Here is an 18,961-nt window from a genome sequence, read left to right as displayed (position 1 = left end):
CTAAATCCGGGCTAAGCTTGCAGGTCTTCGACGAAAGTTGAATCGAATTTGGCAGGCGCTTCGCGCGCTCAGACTTCCTTGGTGTCGAAGATCAGCAGATCGGCGCCGCCGCTGGCGAATTTCGGCACGTCGCCTGCGGCCGCCTTGCCCGCTTCGCTGCCGAAGGCCTTCTGGATGTCGCCCACGCTGTCGAAGCTGAGAATGGCGACGAGGTGGACGCCCGATGGTCCGGCGGGCGAGCCGACTGCGCCCGTACTGACGGCGTATTTCTTCAGGCCGGGAAGTTTCTTCGCGAGCGGAATGTGGGTCTCGGCATAATGCTTGTCGAAGGCGGCGACGTCCTTGGGCGTCTTGTAGAGCACGACGAGTTCGGCCATTTTGTCCTCCCTTGTGAATCTTTTGTTCTTCCACGCGCGATTGGCCTCGCGACGGGGCGATAGTCCGTGGGACACGGCAAGATGGCAAGTGAGATTCCGCTTGCCGTCTGCTTGTCTTGTCCTTGACTAAAGCGCCGGTTTTGCGGCGTCGCCGAGATAGCCGTGCAGGGAGGCCACGACCTGCGCGCCTTCGCCGATGGCGCCGCCGACGCGCTTGACCGAGCCGGAGCGGACGTCGCCGACCGCGTAGACGCCGGGCACCGAGGTCTCCAGTGGGGCCACCAGCTTGCCCTGGTTCAGCTCGGACTGCGCGCCCGTCACGACGAAGCCGCCGCGATCGAGCGTGACGCCGCAGCCGTCGAGCCAGCTGGTGGCGGGATCGGCACCGACGAACAAAAAGAGATTCTTGATGTCGGCAGAGTCTTCGTCGCTCGACAGCCGACTCTTCCAGCGGATGCGCCGCAGCAGCGAGGCCTCGTCGCCTTCGAGCGCGGTGATCTCGGTGTTGAACATCAATTCGATGTTGGGTGTCGCTTCGATGCGCTCGATGAGATAGCGCGACATGCTGGCGCCCAGGCCGCCGCCGCGGATGATCATCAGCACCTTCTTGGCATGTCCCGACAGGAACACGGCCGCCTGCCCCGCCGAATTGCCGGCGCCGACCAGGGCCACCTCCTCGCCGGCGCAGAGCCGCGCCTCGACCGGAGAGGCCCAATACCAGACGCCGCGGCCCTCGAACTTGTCGAGGTTCTCGATCTCGGGGCGGCGATAACGCGCGCCGCTCGCAACCACGACTGCGCGCGAGCGCAAGGGATCGCTGCCGTCGAGCGTCACCGCAAAGGCGCCATCCCTGCGCGTGCAGTCGAGCGACTTCACCGTGACGGGGATCATGATGTCGGCGCCGAACTTCTGCGCCTGGTTGAACGCGCGCGCGGTCAGGGCCTGGCCGGAAATGCCGGTCGGAAAGCCCAGATAGTTTTCGATGCGCGCGCTGGCGCCGGCCTGGCCGCCGAAGGCGCGGGTGTCGAGCACGGCAACCGAAAGCCCTTCGGAGGCGGCATACACCGCGGTTGCCAGCCCGGCGGGTCCGCAGCCGACGATCGCGACATCGTAGATGCGGTCGTTGCGGGGGCCGCCGATCATGCCGATCGCGCGCGCAACCTCGGTTTCGCTGGGGTTGCGCAGCACCTCGCCGCTCGCCGCGACGACCAGCGGCCAGTCTTCCGGCTTCGGCGAATAGCGCGCGATCACCTCGGCGGCGTCGCGGTCACGCTCGGGATCGAGCAGATGATGCGGCTGGCCGTTGCGGGTGAGGAAGCCCTGCAAGCGCACCACGCCGGCCGAATACGAGGGACCGATCAGCACCACACCGCCGACGCCGGCCTGAAGCAGATTGACCCGGCGCAGGATCAGCGCGCGCATGATGCGCTCGCCGAGCTCGGCCTCGGCGACCAGCAGCGCGCGCAGGCGGGGCGGCGGCAGCAGCAGCGTCTCGACCTCGCCTTCGGCGCGGCCGTCGACCAGCGCCGGCCGGCCCGAGAGCTGGCTGAGCTCGGCCAGAAATTGCCCCGGCCCCTGGTCGATCAGCGGGGTGACATTGCCGAGCCCGTCGCGCTGGGTGATGGCGACGTGGCCCTTCAGCACGACGAACATGCCCGGTCCGGGCTTGCCGGTCTCGAACAGGAATTCGCCGTCGGCGTAAGTGCGGACCTCGCCGAAATTCCGCATGCGCTCGATCTCGGCCGATGTCAGCGCCGGAAAGGTCTGCTCAGGGCGCGTGAACCGCGACATCTGCGCGTCACCATCGTTTCGTTGCTGCTCGTCCTGCCCCATTGCCACGTCCATGCACTCCAAAAATTCTAATCGCCAGACTTCAATCGCCAGTCTTGCCGGCGGTCCCCTCATCTAGGGAAGCATCGTCGTTCTGCGAGGGGTCGGTGATTGCGGCGCGTTCGCGCGCCTGCATCTTCCGCCGCTTCAGGTTTTCGCGCAGCGCCGATTTCAGCCGGTCGTCCCGCGCCCCCCTCGCCTGTCTCGTGCTCTTGTCGTTCTCGTCAGCCATCAGCGGTCCATACCAGCGATCCGCGATAACATGCCCGGAGAATGCGGCAGCTCAAGAGGCCCCTCGCGAACTGTTCGTGCGAAATCCAAAATGGGCCGAATGCCATGCCGCGGCCAACTGGCCAGTTGGCCGGGGATATCGGAACCGAAATCGGCGGGAAGTCGGTACTTTCACCTGAAAACGGGCATTTTGGCCCCGATATCGACCCGATTTTCTCGTCTTGGCGGAGCTAGCAAGCTTGCACAGGAGGGGGGCTTGTGGCAGATATCGGCCCGCTTGGTAGGCCCCCTTGGCGGCCGATTCTTATCCCAGCACATGCTGCCGTAGCTCAGTGGTAGAGCACTCCATTGGTAATGGAGAGGTCGACAGTTCAATCCTGTCTGGCAGCACCAGTTTCCTCAGAAAATCGCCTTCTTCCGTTGCCCGGTTGCCTCCTGGGAGGGGCCGGACGTGTCGTCCGCCCCCTCCGATTCTCGCAGTGATCGAGCTCAGCTAGAAGCCGAAGCCGATGCCGCCGGCTGCGAGATGGTGCGATGTGCCGCCGAAGCTGGCCGTCCACGGGCTGGTCGCAGCATGAGCGGGATTCACGGTGGAGCCGAAAACCTGATTCACATCGCCGACGTACAGATAGCGGTACTCGCCGAACAGGTAAGCGCCGCTGTTGCCGAGAGCGAAGCGCGCACCGGCCTTGGCCTGTGCCGCAAAGGTCCAGGCTGAGGAGTCCGGACGCGCGTTGAAGTGGTTGATGCCAGGCTCGGCCGGGTCGGTCTGTGTGGACGTGGCGCCGTTGATGGAGACGTTCGCGGCCCCGATACCGCCACCGATATAGGGCGTGATGCCTTGATAGGGCGTGTTGAAGCCGACGACCATGTTCGCCAGCAGCACCGTGGTGCGCGTCGGGAAAGTCGTGTCGAAGGAGTGCTCTGCAAATCGGTCTGTGGGGGTCAGCAACGTCGCACGCGGCTGGTTACCTGCCAGATAGAAACCTTCGATCTCCAAAGCGGGCCGCAGATACGTACCATACGACCATTCATAACCGAGATGCGCGCCACCGAACCCGACGCCGCCGCTGCTGGTCCGCCCTGTGGCGTCGACAGCCAAGGGGCCCCCGACGGCCTCAACGAAAAAGACGGTGCCGAGCTGGCTGACGTCAGTGCCGCCGCGACTGCCGCCGCCACCGAACACACCGACATAGGCACCGCCGGTGCGCGCCGGCGCGACTGCGGGTCCCTTGTTGTACATCGCATAAGCCTGCGCGGGCGGTGCTACCGCAACCGTCTCCCTCGCGGCGTCGCGTCCGGCTGGCTTGGCTGCCGGTGCAGTCGCCTCTCGCGGAGTGACCGTGCGCCGCTCCTGTTTGGCCTGCTTCAATTCGGCGCGCAGCTCGGAGATGGTCTGCTGCTGCGCCTTCAGCATGCGAAACAGTTCGGCGTTGGAGGGAACGTCCTCGGCATGGGCGGCGCTCGCCGTCATCAATCCCGCGGCCACGATGAAACATTTACGCGCTGTCATTTGATACCCCGCCCCTCGGTTGCAAATCATCGCTGACACTATGGAACCTGGTCAGGCCATCGCAAAGATATCGCGTCTGCGGATGCGACCGTTCGAGGCACCTAAGCTGGCGATTCCGAACGCATGTGGATTTTGAGCGACACGCACCCCGCGTCTCGATCAATCCCATCGGGCAACACGATTCTCAATTCACGCATGAAGCGGCATTCTCGCGGCATGAAACGCCCGAGTTTTGCTCTCCTCTTTCGCCCTCTTCCGTGAAGAGGGCGCAGGGAAGGCCGGGTGCCGGCTGACACCCATGATCCGCTGCGCCAGGAATTTGCACACGCAAATGCGCAGGCGGGAAACAGGTGGGCCGGAAAAACACCCGGCCTTCCCTGCGCGATGGTCTGACGGCTTATGCGCGCTCTCCCCGGAGCCGAGTTCCTTCTGGCCTCCGTCACCTCGCGAATTGGCGATGCCTCGAAACCCGGTAGAGCCCCGATCCATCTCCGCAAGGCTTGACCGTAGCAACGACGGTCAGGACCACGCGTTTTCGCCGTACGCAGCCATCCAGCTCCACCCAAGGGCTTCGCCGGACACAGGCGCCGTCCGTTCCGCACGCAGTCAAGGCCCTCACGAGGTTCATCTCGCCCTGGTCCTGCCTTCGCGTGCCCGGCACTGCCGCGTCCACCGCACCCCGGCCCACGTTCGTGACGACGTACGATCGCCCCTCTTCTCGGGTCGGGATGGCGGAGAGAATGCCGTAATTCCGAATTTCGGTAAAGTGGAATATTTTTACTGCAGAGGATTGACGGGTTTGTGCGAGCGGCGGGTGTTTTGCCCGACGCATCAATTAGCGCGAGCGTGTCGGCTTTTGGCGACATCGCATTTGTCACTCACCGCAGGTTCCATCAGGTCATGCTGCTGACGCATTCTCTGTCTTAGTCGGGGACAACCTAAAACACTGCGTGCGGACCGCTCTGGTTCGCACATCGGTTCCGTAGCCAGGGGTTGGCTCGAATCCGCAAAGCACTGGTGCAAGTTCGTGAACGCTTCCGCGTTCGCTTGACCATGTTTGCGGTGTCGGAACCGGACGATCGAAAAAATCACAGGAGTTATAATGCTGTTCCGCTCGAGCGCCGCAATTTGCGGCGCCCTGGTTGCGCTTGCCGTTTCTGTTCCCGTTGATCGAAGTGAAGCGTGTGAAGTTCACTCAAGCGCCGTCGTCGATGCCGCCTCCGGGGAGGCGATCGTTGGCGCCGCATCCATGTACAATCCGTTCAAGCCCGGCAAGGAAGAGGGCGGTCCGAACACAGCCTCCGGCGAGCGCTATGATCCCTCTGTCTGGGCGGCTGCCATCAAGACGAATTTGCGCGGGAAATTTGGTGGGGTCCAATTTGGCGCGAGGCCGAAATATGCCCTCGTCGAGGCCGTCGGCAAGAAGGTCATCGTCAAGATAAATGACGTGGGGCCATTAAGGCCTGGCCGCATCATCGACCTCAACGAGCGGACGATGCGCCATTTCGATCCAAGCCTGGAACTCGGAGTCATTGTTGGCGTAAGGGTGATCCCACTTTCAGGGGACGATTGGATCCCGGGACCGGTGGGCTGAACGTCCCACGCGAAGTGGCGTGGCCCGGATGGAGCGTGAGCGTAATCCGGGACCGTCAGCCGCGGAGCGAACTTGCGGCGGCGCAGAGAAGCACAGTCATCTCGCGGGGGTTTCGTCTTCGTCCGCCTGGTGTCCGGTGAGGCGATCGTCGGCACGGCGCAGCCGCCGGCATAGCTCGCGACTGACGTTCTGCAGGACGATCACATAGGCGTGGATATCGGCCTTGTAGCAGGCGTAGAGCTTTTGCGCCGTCAGCTCGTACAGCACCGTCGGACTCTCCGCGACCACCGTGGCGGAGCGATTCTGCATTTCAATCAGCGTCATTTCACCGAAGAAATCGCCAGCCTCCAGAACGGAAATCGGGATGACGTTCCCCGAGTTCGCCCGCTTGCTTACCGCCAGCCGGCCGGACTTGACGATGAACAGCGAGCGTCCCGGCTCGCCTTCCGCCACGACGGTCGCGCCGGCATCAAAGCGGCACTCGACCAGCATCGAAATCAGCAGGTCGAGGCTCGGGTCCGGAAGACCGCCGAAGAACGGCGTCGCGAGCAGGAACGTTTTCAGCTCGGGGGCACTGACAACCATCGCGCTAGGATACGCCCCGTCGCTATCTGCGACAAGCGGAGCGGAGATCGGCGCTGACGACGCCGAACGTGTTTGAACAAGGCGGTCAGCAAAAGTTTCGTAGGATGGGAGAGCGCTTGCGAAACCCATCATGCTTCCGCGCGGACAAAGTGCGATGGGTTTCGCTTCGCTCTACTATGCGCTACGCGCGGCCATGTCACTGCGGCGCAGTGCTCTCGCCGCGCAAGGTCCTTCGCTTTCGCCACACCTGCAGGTCGATCATGACTTTTACGGTTGCCGCGAGGACGAGCGCGCAGAGCGCCGCCTTCGAGATCGTCTCCATCGTCCCCTCGATCAGCAGGCAATGGACCACGCTGCCTGCGACGATGACGATCGCCAGCGGCATGTGAATGAAGCGCCAGGTTCGCGGTCGCAGTCCCAATCGCCGGCGCAGGGCGGCCAAAAGCGCGACCGCGAAGATGGCCCACATGGCGGTTACGCCAAAGGGAGAGAATGGCGTCGGCGATGAGAAGGTTAGCGCGTCGATCATGTCGGGCGGGCTGGTGATCCAGAGGCCAACGACATGGATCACGATCGCTGCGACCAGCGCGCCGCCAATCCAGTGATGTGCGCGCCGTCCGCGATAGGCCGGAAATCCCGGCAGATATCCGCCGATCAGCAGGGGCTGAACGAGCACGAGGCCGAGGGCAACAATCCCCGCAAACCCGGCCAGGATGTAGAGCGGACCGCGCCATGCGAGTTGCTCGCTTCCCGCTGCCGCGGCGATCGGCACGCCAATGGCCAAAGCAAGCGCGACCCAGATCAGGATCACCCGGGCCAGTCTCCACCCCTTCATTCGCAACCCGGTCAGGCCGGCTGCAGGACGAAGTGCGCTTCCAGGCTCGTCTCCTTCGCGCTCCGCATCACCGGCCGCAGAAAGACGGCTTTGAACTCACCGCTGTCATAGGCGAGGTGACCATGCGGCTGGCCGAAGATCGGAATGATCTGCGGCATCTCGAGCCGGAACTTGCCGTCCTTGTCGGTGAGCGTGGCGCCATGACTTTGCGGCTCGTGCTCCTGCCCTTCGGTCGTGTGCGCCCAGATCTGGATGCGCTGCCCGGCGAGTGGAGCCCCGTCGCCTGCGCGGCGTACGGTGCCGCTCATCCAGAAGCCGCCCTTGCCGATCCGGTCCACGATCGCCGCGCCCTTGCGATAGTTGTTCGCCCCACCCGACATCGAGTCGGTCGGCGCGAGGCCTTCAGCGCGGGCAGGCAACAGGAGCCCGGAGACCCCGGCCGCCAGGACCGAGCCGCCGGCGGCGAGGAGATAGCGTCGGTTGAGTACGACCATGGTCATGTCAGTTCCTCCTCGACCCGTGCAGTGGCTCCGCCGAGGGTACAACAACAGGCGCAAAACGCCCAGTTGAGACAACGGTCACCATAGGTCGCAATAACAGGGTTGTGAACGGAGGCGCAGGCCACTCAAACAGCCGCGAACGAACGCCATTCTCGCGGCATGAAACGCCCGAGTTCGGTTTTGGTCCTTCCCCCTCGTCCGTGAAGAGAGCGCAGGGAAGACTTGGTGCCGGCTGGCACCCATGGCCCGCTGTGCTGCTTCGGCCATAGCGCCGGGCCACTGTTCAGCCTGCTGCGGGCGTAATAGCCTGATCGGTCCAACACATCATGCGGGGCAAACTTGCTCAATGCGGGCTGGGAGAAACCATCAATGAAGCGCTGGTTGCCCGGACTCGACACTCTCCGTCAATATGAAGCAGCATGGCTTCCGCACGATATCTTCGCCGGCATCGTCCTGGCGACAATGCTGGTCCCGGTCGGCATTGCCTATGCAGCTGCATCGGGCCTGCCGGGCATCTACGGTTTGTACGCAACGATCGTGCCGCTGCTCGCCTACGCGCTGTTCGGCCCAAGCCGCATTCTCGTCCTTGGCCCGGACTCGGCGCTGGCGGCAATACTCCTTGGAGTCATCGCTCCCTTGGCTCAGGGCGATCCCCTGCGGGCCGTGACACTCGCGGGCATGATGGCGATTGTCTCAGGGACGGTCTGTATCCTGGCAGGTGTCGCGCGCCTTGGCTTTATCACCGAGCTTCTCTCGAAGCCGATACGCTACGGGTATATGAACGGAATTGCCCTGACCGTATTGATCAGCCAGCTGCCCAAGCTCTTCGGCTTTTCCATCGAGAGCGAGGGGCCACTGCGAAGCCTGTGGGCGATTGTCAGCGCGATCCTTGGGGGACGGATAAACTGGGTCGCGTTCGCGATTGGCTTCGCCACGTTGATCGTGATCCTGCTTCTCAGAAACAACAAGCGGGTACCGGGCCTTCTGATTGCGGTCGTTGGGGCTACGCTCGTCGTCGGGGTGCTTGATCTCGGGACGCAATACGGCGTCAAGGTGCTGGGCCCCCTTCCCCAGGGCCTGCCGGGTTTCGTTGTCCCATGGATCACCTCCAGCGACCTCGTGCCGGTGCTGATCGGCGGTTGTGCAGTAGCGATGGTTTCGTTTGCCGATACGAGCGTACTTTCACGTGCCTATGCTGCGCGATTGGGGTCTCGGGTCGATCCCAACCAAGAGATGGTCGGGCTCGGTGCCGCCAATCTGGCGACGGGATTTTTCCAGGGCTTCCCGATCAGCAGCAGTAGTTCACGGACACCCGTTGCGGAAGCCGCCGGTGCCCGCACTCAACTCACCAGCGTCGTAGGCGCGCTTGCCATCGCGTTGCTCCTCCTGGTCGCGCCGAGCCTGCTCCAACATTTACCCACCGCCGCATTGGCCGCCGTCGTCATCGCATCGGCGATTGGCTTGATTGAAGTTGCCGACCTCAAACGAATCTATCGCATTCAGCGGTGGGAATTCTGGCTGGCGATCGTCTGCTTTGTCGGTGTAGCAGTGCTCGGAGTCATTCCAGGAATTGGTCTTGCGATCGCAATCGCTATCATCGAGTTCCTGTGGGACGGTTGGCGCCCACACTCCGCCGTATTGGGGCGCGCCCACGGCGTCAAAGGCTATCACGACATCACACGATATCCGGATGCGCGCCGGGTCCCCGGGCTGGTCCTGTTTCGCTGGGATGCACCTCTGTTTTTTGCCAACGCCGAATTCTTCAGGGAACGCGTCCTGGATGCCGTAGCGACATCGCCAACACCCGTGCGTTGGCTAGTTGTTGCCGCGGAGCCGGTCACGAGCGTAGACGTCACCGCCTGCGACGTGGTTGCCGAACTGGACCGATCGTTGCACGCGCAAGGCATAGAGTTTTGTTTTGCCGAACTCAAAGATCCCGTGAAGGACAAGCTGAAAAGATTTGGCCTCTTCGCGCAGCTTGGAGAGAATTACTTCTTCCCGACAATCGGCGTAGCCGTCGCCCGCTATCTCGAAACCAACAACGTGGAATGGGAGGACTGGGAGGACGACGATGTGCAGGGCTTGGAGAGAGTAGCGGGCCAAGATACCGCGTCTGGTCCTTAGCCGAGATTCAGACTCAAACCCGACAACTGCGTCCTGACGTGGTGTCATTTTTGTCCCGGATGCGCAGCGATTGCAGTCGTATGCTCGCCGTCCCTTTTTCGACGACAGCCACCGTCATCGTGTCGGGCTCGAAGGTCACCTCGAGGTCGGCGCCGGCATCGACGGCAGTGCCGATCATCACCAGATCGACGAATTCCCTCCCATCGTTATCGCCGAAGATGGCGCGCTTGATACCCAACCAACTTTGGACCGGCACCCTGACCGGGTCGCATTCGTTTGCGTAGGCCAGAGTCACGCTGCCCCGAGGCCTGGCGCCGTTATGCACGAGATAGATGCCTTGGCCACCGACAAGCCAGAAACCGGGCGAATCTCGACCGTTCATGGCTCGCACCGAAACCGGCCATTGCCGGACGGCCTCGTTCCAGAGCGCCTTCAGCCTTGCATGAGGGAAGGTCAGCTTCACTGAAGTGGGTTCCGCCGAGCTGCGTAGTTACGAGTTGCGATCGCGTCGGCAATCTGGTCGCGTGGCACAACGCACACGATCTGGGCATCATTCGGCAGGGCGAACGTCAGCCAATAGGTTTCGGCGTCGTACGCGGCGATCACCACGACGGCTTCGACGTAGGCAGCTTTGCTGTTGTCGGCGACGGAAAACCCAGCGTCCGTCAGCGCGGTGCGTTCCTGTTCGTCAAACTTCACGGCGTCATCTCGTGTCTGGAGGACGCCCCCGCGACTCGCGGTTTACCCACACCGCTTACGGAAACCTCGTTAAATCGCATTAAGGTTGTGAAGGATCGGCAATGTCCGGCGACGACGGGAGCCCGACGACTCAAGCGTCACGGCTGCGCGAACGAGACCCAAGCCATTGAATGATCCTTCTTGTCAGCGCCGCGTCCCTCAATATTCAGCAGGCATCCATTGGTGGCGCCGCAGCGCCCTACCGCGACTGCGTCCAGATGTCGCGCTCCTCGTCCATGGTCAGGACGATCAGCATCGGCTTCGGCCGGATCGGTAGTTACCGCGATTTAACTGGCTGATCTCTCCGGATCGGGCGAGGGCTGCACGCGAGCACACCGTCCGCGAGAACGACCAACAATGCCGGAAATTGAAATCACCGACGAGTGCCGCGCTCTGATTGCGGCCGAGTTCCCGTCCGACGATACTGGACAACGCCTGGCAAGCGGCAAATGGCAGATACAGATCGATGAGGTGACGTGGCAAATGCTGCACAAGGCACGCCGGCCCGGCGAGTCAGTATCGGACTGCATCATTCGCGTTATCATCATCATCCAGCACAAGCGCGGCTTGCTGTAGCTGCCGCCAACGGGAAAGGTGCCGGCCACATCTCGACCGACTGAAAAGCGCGCGCTAACATTTCCATAATGAGCTACTACATGTGAGGCCGCAGCGCACATCGCACTCCCACCCGGTACGCCAAACATGATCCCCTTCTCCGTGCTCGACCTCGCTCCCATCCGAAGAGGTGGCGATGCGGCGCAGGCGTTCCGCAACTCGCTCGACCTCGCCCAGCATGCCGAGACCTGGGGCTACAAGCGGTTCTGGCTGGCCGAGCATCACAACATGACGGGCATCGCGAGCGCGGCGACGTCGGTGGTGATCGGGCATGTCGCGGGCGGGACCAGGACGATCCGGGTCGGGTCCGGCGGGATCATGCTGCCGAACCATTCGCCGCTGGTCATCGCCGAGCAGTTCGGCACGCTGGAGTCGCTCTATCCCGGGCGCATCGATCTCGGGCTCGGCCGCGCGCCGGGCACCGATCAGTTCACCGCGCGGGCATTGCGGCGCGACCTCGCCACCAGCTCAGAGAACTTTCCGCATGACGTGCTGGAGTTGCAGGCGCTGCTCGGTGATGTCCAGCCGAACCAGGCGATCCGCGCCGTGCCCGGCTTTGGGACGAAGGTGCCGCTCTGGATCCTGGGATCGAGCACCTTCGGCGCGCAGCTTGCCGCGATGCTCGGGCTGCCGTTCGCGTTCGCCTCGCACTTCGCGCCTCAAATGATGATGCCGGCGCTGCGCGAATATCGGGCGCGCTTCGAGCCGTCGGCGCAGCTCGACACGCCTTACGCGATGGTCGGCGTCAACGTGTTCGCCGCCGAGAGCGACGCGGAGGCGCAGCGGATGTTCTCCTCGCTCCAGCAGCAGTTCATCAATCTGCGCCGCGGCACGCCCGGCCCGCTGCCGCCGCCGGTCGACGACATGGACGCGCTGTGGTCACCGGCCGAGAAGGCTATGGTTGGCCAGTCGCTGTCCTGCTCCGCCATAGGTTCGCCTGAAACGGTCGAGGAGAAGCTGAAGGCGCTGATCGCCGAGACCGGCGCGGACGAGCTGATGACGACGGGCCAGATCTACGACCACGCCGCGCGGCTGCGCTCGTTCGAGATCGCAGCCGAGATGCGCGACCGGCTGGCGGCACGGCCGGCGGTGTGAGTCAATTCCGCCCTAGTCCGGAAAGCCGAACAGCTTTGCCGGATTGTGCACGAGGATCTTCTCCAGCTCGGCCTGGTCGGGCGCGTAGCGGTACATCAGCTCGAGCAGGTCGGCGTCGTTGGGCGGCTGCTTGACGGAGACGGGATGCGGCCAGTCGCTGGCCCAGACGCAGCGGTCGATTGCGGCCTCGATATAGGCGCGCGCGATCGGGATCACGTCGTCATAGGGCGGGCCAACCTGCGAGGTCTTCTCGCCGAGCGACAGCATGACCCAGAAATTGCCCTTGGCGAGCAGCTCGAGCATCTTGCGCAGGTTCGGATCATCCTTGCCATTCGAGGGCACGGGCCGCGCCATGTGGTCGATCAACACGGGGACGTCGAGATTCTCGTACTTGGCGACGCTGGAGACGATGCCGTCCTTCTCGGGCTGGATCTTCACGTACCAGCCGAGCTCGCGGATGCGCGCGATGGCGCGGGCGAAATCGGCGTCCGACAGCACGGCGCCGAGCTCCTGGCGGAAACTAAAGCGCGCGCCGCGCACGCCCGCGTCATGCAGCTTGGCGAGATAAGCGTCGTTCGCCTCCGCGAACACCAGCGCATTGGCGCAGCCGCGATAGTTCGGGCCCATCGCGGCGAGGCCGTCGAGTACGACGGAATGATCCGCGCCATAGGTCGTGGTCTGCACGATGATGCCGCGCTCGATGCCGAGCGTCTTGTGCACGCGCCGCGCCGCTTCCCAGGTCGCGCTCGGCATCCGATAGGCAGCGCCGGGGCGTTCCGGATATTTGTCGATGGGCCCCAGCACGTGAAACTGGCTGTCGACGGTCTTCGGCGGCGGCGCCTTAATGGGACGGCGCGGGTTCGGGTCGAACGGCAGATAGGTCGGCATGCAAAATGCTCCTTCAGTCGATCACGGCGGTGAAGTCGCACTGCACCAGCGCGCCGCCGTCCATATTGTCCATCGGCAGCGCGTGACGCGCCGGGCGCGAATGCTCGTCCGGAAACATCTTCAGCCACTCGACATTGACCGGGCCGCGCTGCGTACGGTCCTTCAGCCACACCGTCATCTTGATGATGTCGTCGGTGGTGCCGCCGGCGGCCTCCACCGTCGCCTTCATATGCGCGAACATGTTGGCGCATTGCGCGTCGAGGCTCTCGGGCATCACCCCGGCCGCATCACGGCCGAGGATGACACCGGACATCACGAGATTGCCGATGCGGCAGGCGTTCGGAATCGGGTTGGCATGCTTGAAGCCGCCGATGTGGATGCTCTTGCGCCGCGTTTGACCCGTCATGGTGCGCTCCCTCTCTCTTATTGGTTCAGACGAACTGGCACGACACCGAGCCGAACGCGCCATAGTCGGCGTGAAACGTGTCGCCGCGGCGGATGTCGACGGGACGGGTGAACGATCCCGCCAGCACCACCTCGCCAGCCGCGAGATGTTCGTCATGCGGCGCGAGGCGATTGGCGAGCCAGGCGATGCCATTGGCGGGATGGTTGAGCACGCCGGCCGCAAGCCCGGTCTCCTCGACCTCGCCGTTGCGGAACAGCAGCGCGCCGATCCAGCGAAGGTCCGCATCCATCGGGCGGAACGGCCGGCCGCCGAGCACCAGCGCGGCGTTCGCCGCGTTGTCCGAGATCGTGTCCATGACCTTCCGCGTTTTGCCGGTCTCGGGATCGATGCGATGCATGCGCGTCTCCAGGATTTCGAGCGCAGGCGTGACGTAGTCGGTGGCGTTGAGCACGTCGAAGATGGTGCAGTCAGGTCCGCGCAGCGGCGCCTTCAGCACGAAGGCGAGCTCGACCTCGATGCGCGGCGCGTGAAAGCGGTCGAACGGAATGGGCGTGGCGTCGGCATAGAACATGTCGGCGAACAGCACGCCGTAATCGGGCTCGGAGATGCCGACCGCGTTCTGCATCGCCTTCGAGGTCAGGCCGATCTTGTGTCCCTTGATAACACGGCCGCGGCCGAGCTGAAGTTTCGTCCAGGCGCGCTGAATGGCGTAGGCATCCTCGATGGCGAAGTCGGGATATTCCTTCGAGAACATCGGGATCAGCGTCTTGCTGCGCTCGGCCTCATCCAGGCGCGCGGCGAGGCGTTCGATCGTGGCGGTATCGAGCATGGCTTACTGCTCCGCGGCGACGGTGTTGCGCAGCACGCCGATGCCAGCAGACTCGACCTCGACGACGTCGCCCACCCTAAGCCAGCGCGGCGGATCGAAACGCGCGCCCGCGCCCGTCGGCGTGCCTGTTACAATCATGTCGCCGGGCTTCAGGGTGGCGAAAGTGGAGAGATAGGAGATCAGGAAATCGAACGGGAACATCAGCCGCTCGGTCGTGTCCTGCTGCCGCACCTCGCCGTTGACGCGCGTGATGATGTCATGAGGCCCGCGCGGATCGAGCTCGTCAGACGTGACGATCCACGGACCGATGCTGCCGGAGCGATCGAAATTCTTGCCCTGGGTGACGTTGAACTTGCCGTGGCGCAGCCAGTCGCGGATCGTGCCCTCGTTGCACAGGGTCATGCCGAAGATGTGCGCGAAGGCCTGTTCGCGCGGGATGTGACGGCCGCCCTGGCCGATCACGATGACGAGCTCGCCCTCGTAGTCGAGCTGCTCAGATACATGAGGCTTCTCCAGCGGCTGGCCGGCGCCGGTCATCGACGAGATGCTGCGCACGAACAGGCTAGGATATTTGGGCAGGTCCGAACTGTCTTTATACTCGGCGTTGCGCTCGGCGTAGTTGACGCCGATGCACCAGAGCTTTTCCGGCGCCAGCACCGGCGGAACCAGGACCAGGCTTTCCAGCGCGTGGTCGGGTTTTTGTCCGGCCACCGCTTCCTGCGCGTCCGCGAGCGCGTTGGCCGCGATCAGCGCTTTCACGTCGGAAAAATCGCGTCCGATCCGCCTGGTCAGATCGACGACACCGCCATCCACCACCGCGCCATAGCGCGGCTCTCCGTCCAAGAGATAGCTTACGAGTCGCATTGTCGTGTTCTCCAATGGTCTTCAGGCGCGATGGGCCGCGCGTTCAGTCTTTGGATTTGGGCGTCTGGAAGACGGTGTTCAGCGTCACGATCTCGCCGAGACGGGCGTAGCGCGGCCCGCCGATGCGCGCGATCGGGTCGAGCGCCGCGGTTTCGACCTTGCCGTCGTTCACGAGGCCGTCGCGGATGTGGAACATCACGACCTCGCCGACGATGAGCCGGCTGCGGGCCTCGCCGAATTCGAGGCACTGCCGGAAGCGGCACTCCATCGCGACGGGTGCCGCCGCAAGCCGCGGCACCTTGATCCGCTCGCACGGCAGCGTCTCCAGCCCGAGATGCTCGACCTCGCTGATTTCAGGCGGATGCTCGACCGAGCTGTCGTGCACTGCGGACATCAGCGGGGTATCGGCGATGTGGATCACATATTCCTCGGTGTCGAGGATGTTGTGCGCGGTGTCCTTGTAGTCGGCGCCCTTGCGGCCGACGCTGATGGCGAGCATCGGCGGCTTCTGCGAGACGAAGGTGAAGGCGCTGAAGGGGGCGAGGTTGAGCACGCCGGAGCGCGACAGGCTCGTGACCCAGGCGATCGGGCGCGGCACCACGACGCCGGTCATCAGCCGGTAGATGCGCTCCGCGCCGAGCTCGGTGGGGTCGATCCGCATCGCTCAGTCAGCCTTGATGTTGGCCTTACGCACGACCGGAATCCACTTGGCGTCCTCGCGCGCGAGATAGGCCTTGAACTCGTCCGGCGTCATCGGGGTGGATTCGCCGCCAAGCTTTTCGAACTTGTCGATCACACCGGGATCTTTCAGGATCGCAACCAGCGTCTCGTGAAGTTTGTCGACGATCGGCGCCGGCGTGCCGGCAGGCGCGAACAGGCCCGTAAAGGTCTGGCCGTCGAAGTCCTTGTAGCCGAGCTCGGCGAAGGTCGGCACGTCAGGCAGTGACTTCAGGCGATGCGGGCTGGTGACGGCGAGCGCGCGGAACAGGCCGGCCTTGATGTGCTGGAGGCTGACCGTGAGCTGGTCGAATGCGAACTGCACCTGGCCACCCAGGAGATCGTTGATCGCCGGCGCGTTGCCGCGGTAATGCGCGGTAACCCATTGCAGGTCGAGGCTCGACTGCATGAGCTCGCTGAGCAGATGGTTGGTGGTACCGGGGCCGGGCGAGGCCATCGTCAGCTTGCCGGGCTCGCGCTTGGCGAGCTCGATGAATTCCTTGAACGTCGTGGCCTGCACGGACGGGTGCACTTCGAGCACCAGCGGCGTCATCGAGATCGTCGAGATCGGAAGAAAATCCTTCTTCCAGTTATAGGCTTCACGCTTGTTGATCTCGGTCGCGAACAGCACCGGGCCGTTGGCGCCGACGAACAGCGTGTAACCGTCGGGCGCCGATTTCGCGAAGGCTTCGCCCGCGATCATGCCGCCGGCGCCGGCCTTGTTCTCGATGATGAAGGGCTGGCCGAGCTTTTCCTGGAGCTTGTCGGCGACGATGCGCGCCGCGCTGTCGACGTTGCCGCCGGCCGGATAGGGCACGATCAGCTTGACGCTGCGCGCCGGCCATTGCTGGCCCGATGCGGGTCCCGCCAGCATCGCAGTGGCAGCAGCTATGGCAATCCAGATTAATCTCATGTTAACCTCCCGGCGGCGCTTCCAATTCGCATCGAATGCCCTGACGTTGCGCATGGCGCTCGATCGCCGCGCAATCTCCAGATGAGCGCTTTACCTGTCGAGAGAATTGTGGCGTTCTTGTCCATATTATGGACAGAGCAAACTCCGCAAGATCCGCCCGCGGAACGGCGGAGCCGCGACAGGGCGCGCAGGCGATCCGACGCGCGCTCGCGGTGCTGCGTATTCTTGCCGCAGGCCGCGAAGACGGGGTGCCGCTGGCCGAGGTCGTGCGCGCGACCGGCCTCACGCGCCCGACCGTGCATCGCATCGTCCACGTGCTGATCGAGGAAGGCATCGTCGAACGGTACGAGCGAACCGGCCGCTACGCGATCGGCAACCAGGTGCCGGAGCTCGCGCTTGCACGCCCGCGGCCGTCGCGGCTGCTGGTCGCCGCAAATCCGTCGCTGCGGCGTGCCTCCACTGAGATCGGCGACACGCTGTTCCTGACGGTGCGGACCGGCAACGATACGCTGTGCGTCGACCGCAGGATTGGCATCTATCCGATTCAGGTGCTGTCGATCGAGGTCGGTGCGCGCCGGCCGCTCGGCGTCAGCAGTGCAGGCGTCGCCATCCTCGCCGCGATGCCGGCGCAGGACGCGCGAAAAATCGTCGCGGCCAACGAGAAGCGGTTCGAGGCCTACCGGACCGACGTCGCGACGGTGCTGGGCCAGGTCACCGCCGCGAGACGGCTGGGGTATGGCATGAGGGAGATCGGCCTCGTGCAGGGCACGAAATCGATCTCCACCTGGATCAAGACCCCGGACGGACAGCCGGCCGCAGCGATGACGGTCTCCGCCGTTCGGACGAGGCTCGGCCCCCGCCGCGAGCAGGAAGTCGTGGAGATCCTGCTGCGGGAGGCGCGCACGATCGAGCAGGCGATCCGGGGTTAGGCGGCGCTGTCAATGGGCTGACTTCGCGCACCATTTTGTGGCACAAGAGCCGCCTCCGCCGACCGACCAACGAGGCCACGCATGCCCGCTCCGAAACCGCCTGCCTTCGAGACCCTGAGCCTGCATGCGGGCCAGCATCCGGATCCCGCGACCGGCGCCCGCGCGGTGCCGATCTACCAGACCACGTCCTACGTGTTCCAGGATTCCGACCACGCTGCCGCGCTGTTCAATCTGGAGCGCGCCGGCCACATCTATACGCGGATCTCCAATCCGACCACCGGTGTGCTGGAGGAGCGGCTCGCGGCGCTCGAAGGCGGCGTCGGCGCGATCTGCACCGCGAGCGGCATGGCCGCGCTGCATCTGGCCATCGCGACGCTCTTGAATGCCGGCGACCACATCGTGGCGTCGAGCTCGCTCTATGGCGGCACCATCAATCTGCTGGCGCACACGCTGCCGCGCTTCGGCATCACCACGACCTTCGTCAAGCCGCGCGACCTCGACGCGTTTCGCGCGGCGATCAAGCCGAACACGAGACTCGTGATCGGCGAGACCATCGGCAATCCCGGGCTCGAAGTGCTCGATATCCCGAAGGTCGCGGGAATCGCGCATGAGGCAAAGATTCCGCTGCTGATCGACAACACCTTTGCCACGCCCTATCTCAGCCGCCCCATCGAGCTCGGCGCCGACATCGTCATGCACTCGGCGACCAAATGGATCGGCGGCCACGGCATCGCGATCGGTGGCGCCATCGTCGACGGCGGCCGGTTCGACTGGCGCGGCTCCGGCAAATTCGGCGTGCTGACCGAGCCCTATGGCGGTTATCACGGCATCGTCTTCGACGAACAGTTCGGCACGAGCGCCTTCATCATGCGCGCGCGCACCGAAGGCCTGCGCGATTTCGGCGCCTGCCTGTCCCCGACCAACGCGTTCCAGCTCTTGCAGGGCGTGGAGACGCTCGGCGTGCGCATGGACCGGCATATCCAGAACACACATCTGGTGCTGGAGGCGCTGAAGTCGAACAAGGCCGTCGATTGGGTCCTGCATCCCTCGCTGGAGGACCACACCGACTATCAGCTCGCAAAAACGCTGCTGCCGCGCGGCGCCGGCTCGATCGTCTCCTTCGGCATCAAGGGCGGGCGACCCGCCGGCCGAAAATTCATCGAATCGCTGCGCATGATCAGCCATCTCGCCAATGTCGGCGATGCCAAGACGCTGGTGATCCACCCGGCCTCGACCACGCATCAGCAGATGGATGCCGAACAGCTCAAGGCGGCCGGCATCGGCGAGGAGCTGGTGCGGCTGTCGGTCGGCATCGAGACGGCAAGCGACATCATCGACGATCTTGCGCAGGCGCTCCGCATCTCGCAAAAGGTCTGAC

At 64.1% G+C, this 18,961-nt stretch carries 22 protein-coding genes and 1 tRNA gene; 8 read left to right on the top strand and 15 right to left on the bottom strand.

Features of this window, described 5'->3' with window-relative positions; genetic code table 11:
- Nucleotides 1–68 precede the first annotated feature (68 nt).
- From AB7535_RS41455 to AB7535_RS41445, 3 genes are all read right to left on the bottom strand, one after another.
- Entirely contained in the window at nt 69–377 is a 309-nt protein-coding gene (locus AB7535_RS41455) for an EthD family reductase (protein ID WP_148749892.1), read from the bottom strand.
- A 126-nt stretch (nt 378–503) separates the two neighbouring features.
- Nucleotides 504–2,210: an FAD-dependent oxidoreductase gene (locus AB7535_RS41450; RefSeq protein WP_166353579.1), complete on the bottom strand. Its 1,707-nt coding sequence runs from the start codon at nt 2,208–2,210 to the stop codon at nt 504–506.
- A 40-nt stretch (nt 2,211–2,250) separates the two neighbouring features.
- A complete protein-coding gene (locus AB7535_RS41445) occupies nt 2,251–2,439 on the bottom strand; it encodes a hypothetical protein (RefSeq protein WP_063985880.1) in 189 nt (62 codons plus the stop codon).
- A gap of 317 nt (nt 2,440–2,756) precedes the next feature.
- Here AB7535_RS41445 and AB7535_RS41440 point away from each other — a divergent pair.
- Nucleotides 2,757–2,831: transfer RNA gene (locus AB7535_RS41440), tRNA-Thr, on the top strand.
- Between the two features lie 100 nt (nt 2,832–2,931).
- On the opposite strand, the gene AB7535_RS41435 is transcribed toward AB7535_RS41440, so the two are convergent.
- Nucleotides 2,932–3,951 (bottom strand): outer membrane protein, encoded by a 1,020-nt coding sequence (locus AB7535_RS41435; protein ID WP_354114068.1) that lies wholly within the window; start codon nt 3,949–3,951, stop codon nt 2,932–2,934.
- A gap of 1,102 nt (nt 3,952–5,053) precedes the next feature.
- Between AB7535_RS41435 and AB7535_RS41430 the strand changes: the two genes are divergently transcribed.
- The gene (locus AB7535_RS41430) at nt 5,054–5,545 is read left to right on the top strand and encodes a septal ring lytic transglycosylase RlpA family protein (protein WP_094184040.1); all 492 of its coding nucleotides are present in this window, start codon (nt 5,054–5,056) and stop codon (nt 5,543–5,545) included.
- A 96-nt stretch (nt 5,546–5,641) separates the two neighbouring features.
- On the opposite strand, the gene AB7535_RS41425 is transcribed toward AB7535_RS41430, so the two are convergent.
- The 3 genes from AB7535_RS41425 to AB7535_RS41415 all read right to left on the bottom strand — a co-directional run bounded on the left by AB7535_RS41425 (nt 5,642) and on the right by AB7535_RS41415 (nt 7,465).
- On the bottom strand, nt 5,642–6,130 hold the full coding sequence (locus tag AB7535_RS41425) for a Crp/Fnr family transcriptional regulator (protein WP_354114161.1): 489 nt from the start codon (nt 6,128–6,130) through the stop codon (nt 5,642–5,644).
- A 196-nt stretch (nt 6,131–6,326) separates the two neighbouring features.
- Nucleotides 6,327–6,965 carry a ferric reductase-like transmembrane domain-containing protein gene (locus AB7535_RS41420; RefSeq protein WP_354114067.1) on the bottom strand — a complete coding sequence of 213 codons (639 nt, stop codon included), beginning with the start codon at nt 6,963–6,965 and terminating at the stop codon, nt 6,327–6,329.
- An 11-nt stretch (nt 6,966–6,976) separates the two neighbouring features.
- Nucleotides 6,977–7,465, bottom strand: a complete 489-nt coding sequence (locus AB7535_RS41415) for a Twin-arginine translocation pathway signal (protein WP_354114066.1) — start codon at nt 7,463–7,465, stop codon at nt 6,977–6,979.
- 369 nt (nt 7,466–7,834) lie between these two features.
- Here AB7535_RS41415 and AB7535_RS41410 point away from each other — a divergent pair, with 369 nt between their 5' ends.
- Complete coding sequence (locus tag AB7535_RS41410) at nt 7,835–9,589, top strand: SulP family inorganic anion transporter (RefSeq protein ID WP_354114065.1); 1,755 nt, start codon at nt 7,835–7,837, stop codon at nt 9,587–9,589.
- A gap of 13 nt (nt 9,590–9,602) precedes the next feature.
- Here the strand turns inward: AB7535_RS41410 and AB7535_RS41405 are convergent, their stop codons facing one another.
- The gene (locus AB7535_RS41405) at nt 9,603–10,052 is read right to left on the bottom strand and encodes a DUF3085 domain-containing protein (RefSeq protein ID WP_071909249.1); all 450 of its coding nucleotides are present in this window, start codon (nt 10,050–10,052) and stop codon (nt 9,603–9,605) included.
- A complete protein-coding gene (locus AB7535_RS41400) occupies nt 10,049–10,288 on the bottom strand; it encodes a hypothetical protein (RefSeq protein WP_063985887.1) in 240 nt (79 codons plus the stop codon). The genes AB7535_RS41405 and AB7535_RS41400 overlap by 4 nt, the downstream gene beginning before the upstream one ends.
- 170 nt (nt 10,289–10,458) lie before the next feature.
- Here AB7535_RS41400 and AB7535_RS41395 point away from each other — a divergent pair, with 170 nt between their 5' ends.
- The 3 genes from AB7535_RS41395 to AB7535_RS41385 all read left to right on the top strand — a co-directional run bounded on the left by AB7535_RS41395 (nt 10,459) and on the right by AB7535_RS41385 (nt 12,037).
- Nucleotides 10,459–10,626, top strand: a complete 168-nt coding sequence (locus tag AB7535_RS41395) for a hypothetical protein (protein WP_354114064.1) — start codon at nt 10,459–10,461, stop codon at nt 10,624–10,626.
- Nucleotides 10,627–10,684: 58 nt separating this feature from the next.
- Nucleotides 10,685–10,903, top strand: a complete 219-nt coding sequence (locus tag AB7535_RS41390) for a hypothetical protein (RefSeq protein WP_028151408.1) — start codon at nt 10,685–10,687, stop codon at nt 10,901–10,903.
- Between the two features lie 126 nt (nt 10,904–11,029).
- Nucleotides 11,030–12,037, top strand: a complete 1,008-nt coding sequence (locus tag AB7535_RS41385) for an LLM class flavin-dependent oxidoreductase (RefSeq protein WP_166104464.1) — start codon at nt 11,030–11,032, stop codon at nt 12,035–12,037.
- A 12-nt stretch (nt 12,038–12,049) separates the two neighbouring features.
- On the opposite strand, the gene AB7535_RS41380 is transcribed toward AB7535_RS41385, so the two are convergent.
- The 6 genes from AB7535_RS41380 to AB7535_RS41355 are packed head-to-tail and all read right to left on the bottom strand — an operon-like array spanning nt 12,050 to nt 16,654.
- A complete protein-coding gene (locus AB7535_RS41380; protein WP_354114063.1) occupies nt 12,050–12,925 on the bottom strand; it encodes an amidohydrolase family protein in 876 nt (291 codons plus the stop codon).
- Between the two features lie 13 nt (nt 12,926–12,938).
- The gene (locus tag AB7535_RS41375; RefSeq protein ID WP_028151405.1) at nt 12,939–13,331 is read right to left on the bottom strand and encodes a RidA family protein; all 393 of its coding nucleotides are present in this window, start codon (nt 13,329–13,331) and stop codon (nt 12,939–12,941) included.
- A gap of 25 nt (nt 13,332–13,356) precedes the next feature.
- A complete protein-coding gene (gene hpaH / locus AB7535_RS41370) occupies nt 13,357–14,160 on the bottom strand; it encodes a 2-oxo-hept-4-ene-1,7-dioate hydratase (protein WP_231143681.1) in 804 nt (267 codons plus the stop codon).
- 3 nt (nt 14,161–14,163) lie between these two features.
- Nucleotides 14,164–15,024, bottom strand: a complete 861-nt coding sequence (locus AB7535_RS41365; protein ID WP_354114062.1) for a fumarylacetoacetate hydrolase family protein — start codon at nt 15,022–15,024, stop codon at nt 14,164–14,166.
- A 43-nt stretch (nt 15,025–15,067) separates the two neighbouring features.
- Nucleotides 15,068–15,685, bottom strand: a complete 618-nt coding sequence (locus AB7535_RS41360; protein ID WP_354114061.1) for a flavin reductase family protein — start codon at nt 15,683–15,685, stop codon at nt 15,068–15,070.
- A gap of 3 nt (nt 15,686–15,688) precedes the next feature.
- The gene (locus AB7535_RS41355) at nt 15,689–16,654 is read right to left on the bottom strand and encodes a Bug family tripartite tricarboxylate transporter substrate binding protein (RefSeq protein WP_208084152.1); all 966 of its coding nucleotides are present in this window, start codon (nt 16,652–16,654) and stop codon (nt 15,689–15,691) included.
- 128 nt (nt 16,655–16,782) lie between these two features.
- Between AB7535_RS41355 and AB7535_RS41350 the strand changes: the two genes are divergently transcribed.
- A complete protein-coding gene (locus tag AB7535_RS41350) occupies nt 16,783–17,583 on the top strand; it encodes an IclR family transcriptional regulator (RefSeq protein ID WP_354114060.1) in 801 nt (266 codons plus the stop codon).
- 81 nt (nt 17,584–17,664) lie between these two features.
- Nucleotides 17,665–18,960 (top strand): O-acetylhomoserine aminocarboxypropyltransferase, encoded by a 1,296-nt coding sequence (locus AB7535_RS41345; RefSeq protein ID WP_439037743.1) that lies wholly within the window; start codon nt 17,665–17,667, stop codon nt 18,958–18,960.
- Nucleotide 18,961: the final 1 nt, after the last annotated feature.

Origin of the sequence: Bradyrhizobium sp. 956_D2_N1_4 (assembly GCF_052076025.1) — a bacterium.
Classification (GTDB): domain Bacteria; phylum Pseudomonadota; class Alphaproteobacteria; order Rhizobiales; family Xanthobacteraceae; genus Bradyrhizobium; species Bradyrhizobium barranii.
Note: the sequence above shows the minus strand (reverse complement) of the source record. Positions and strands in the feature narration are given on the sequence as shown.

Excerpts from the sequence above, each read along its gene's own strand:
- AB7535_RS41455 (WP_148749892.1), bottom strand. The coding sequence starts at position 377 with ATGGCCGAACTCGTCGTGCTCTACAAGACGCCCAAGGACGTCGCCGCC.
- AB7535_RS41450 (WP_166353579.1), bottom strand. The coding sequence starts at position 2,210 with ATGGGGCAGGACGAGCAGCAACGAAACGATGGTGACGCGCAGATGTCG.
- AB7535_RS41445 (WP_063985880.1), bottom strand. The coding sequence starts at position 2,439 with ATGGCTGACGAGAACGACAAGAGCACGAGACAGGCGAGGGGGGCGCGG.
- AB7535_RS41435 (WP_354114068.1), bottom strand. The coding sequence starts at position 3,951 with ATGACAGCGCGTAAATGTTTCATCGTGGCCGCGGGATTGATGACGGCG.
- AB7535_RS41430 (WP_094184040.1), top strand. The coding sequence starts at position 5,054 with ATGCTGTTCCGCTCGAGCGCCGCAATTTGCGGCGCCCTGGTTGCGCTT.
- AB7535_RS41425 (WP_354114161.1), bottom strand. The coding sequence starts at position 6,130 with ATGGTTGTCAGTGCCCCCGAGCTGAAAACGTTCCTGCTCGCGACGCCG.
- AB7535_RS41420 (WP_354114067.1), bottom strand. The coding sequence starts at position 6,965 with ATGAAGGGGTGGAGACTGGCCCGGGTGATCCTGATCTGGGTCGCGCTT.
- AB7535_RS41415 (WP_354114066.1), bottom strand. The coding sequence starts at position 7,465 with ATGACCATGGTCGTACTCAACCGACGCTATCTCCTCGCCGCCGGCGGC.
- AB7535_RS41410 (WP_354114065.1), top strand. The coding sequence starts at position 7,835 with ATGAAGCGCTGGTTGCCCGGACTCGACACTCTCCGTCAATATGAAGCA.
- AB7535_RS41395 (WP_354114064.1), top strand. The coding sequence starts at position 10,459 with ATGATCCTTCTTGTCAGCGCCGCGTCCCTCAATATTCAGCAGGCATCC.
- AB7535_RS41390 (WP_028151408.1), top strand. The coding sequence starts at position 10,685 with ATGCCGGAAATTGAAATCACCGACGAGTGCCGCGCTCTGATTGCGGCC.
- AB7535_RS41385 (WP_166104464.1), top strand. The coding sequence starts at position 11,030 with ATGATCCCCTTCTCCGTGCTCGACCTCGCTCCCATCCGAAGAGGTGGC.
- AB7535_RS41380 (WP_354114063.1), bottom strand. The coding sequence starts at position 12,925 with ATGCCGACCTATCTGCCGTTCGACCCGAACCCGCGCCGTCCCATTAAG.
- AB7535_RS41375 (WP_028151405.1), bottom strand. The coding sequence starts at position 13,331 with ATGACGGGTCAAACGCGGCGCAAGAGCATCCACATCGGCGGCTTCAAG.
- hpaH (WP_231143681.1), bottom strand. The coding sequence starts at position 14,160 with ATGCTCGATACCGCCACGATCGAACGCCTCGCCGCGCGCCTGGATGAG.
- AB7535_RS41365 (WP_354114062.1), bottom strand. The coding sequence starts at position 15,024 with ATGCGACTCGTAAGCTATCTCTTGGACGGAGAGCCGCGCTATGGCGCG.
- AB7535_RS41360 (WP_354114061.1), bottom strand. The coding sequence starts at position 15,685 with ATGCGGATCGACCCCACCGAGCTCGGCGCGGAGCGCATCTACCGGCTG.
- AB7535_RS41355 (WP_208084152.1), bottom strand. The coding sequence starts at position 16,654 with ATGAGATTAATCTGGATTGCCATAGCTGCTGCCACTGCGATGCTGGCG.
- AB7535_RS41350 (WP_354114060.1), top strand. The coding sequence starts at position 16,783 with ATGGACAGAGCAAACTCCGCAAGATCCGCCCGCGGAACGGCGGAGCCG.
- AB7535_RS41345 (WP_439037743.1), top strand. The coding sequence starts at position 17,665 with ATGCCCGCTCCGAAACCGCCTGCCTTCGAGACCCTGAGCCTGCATGCG.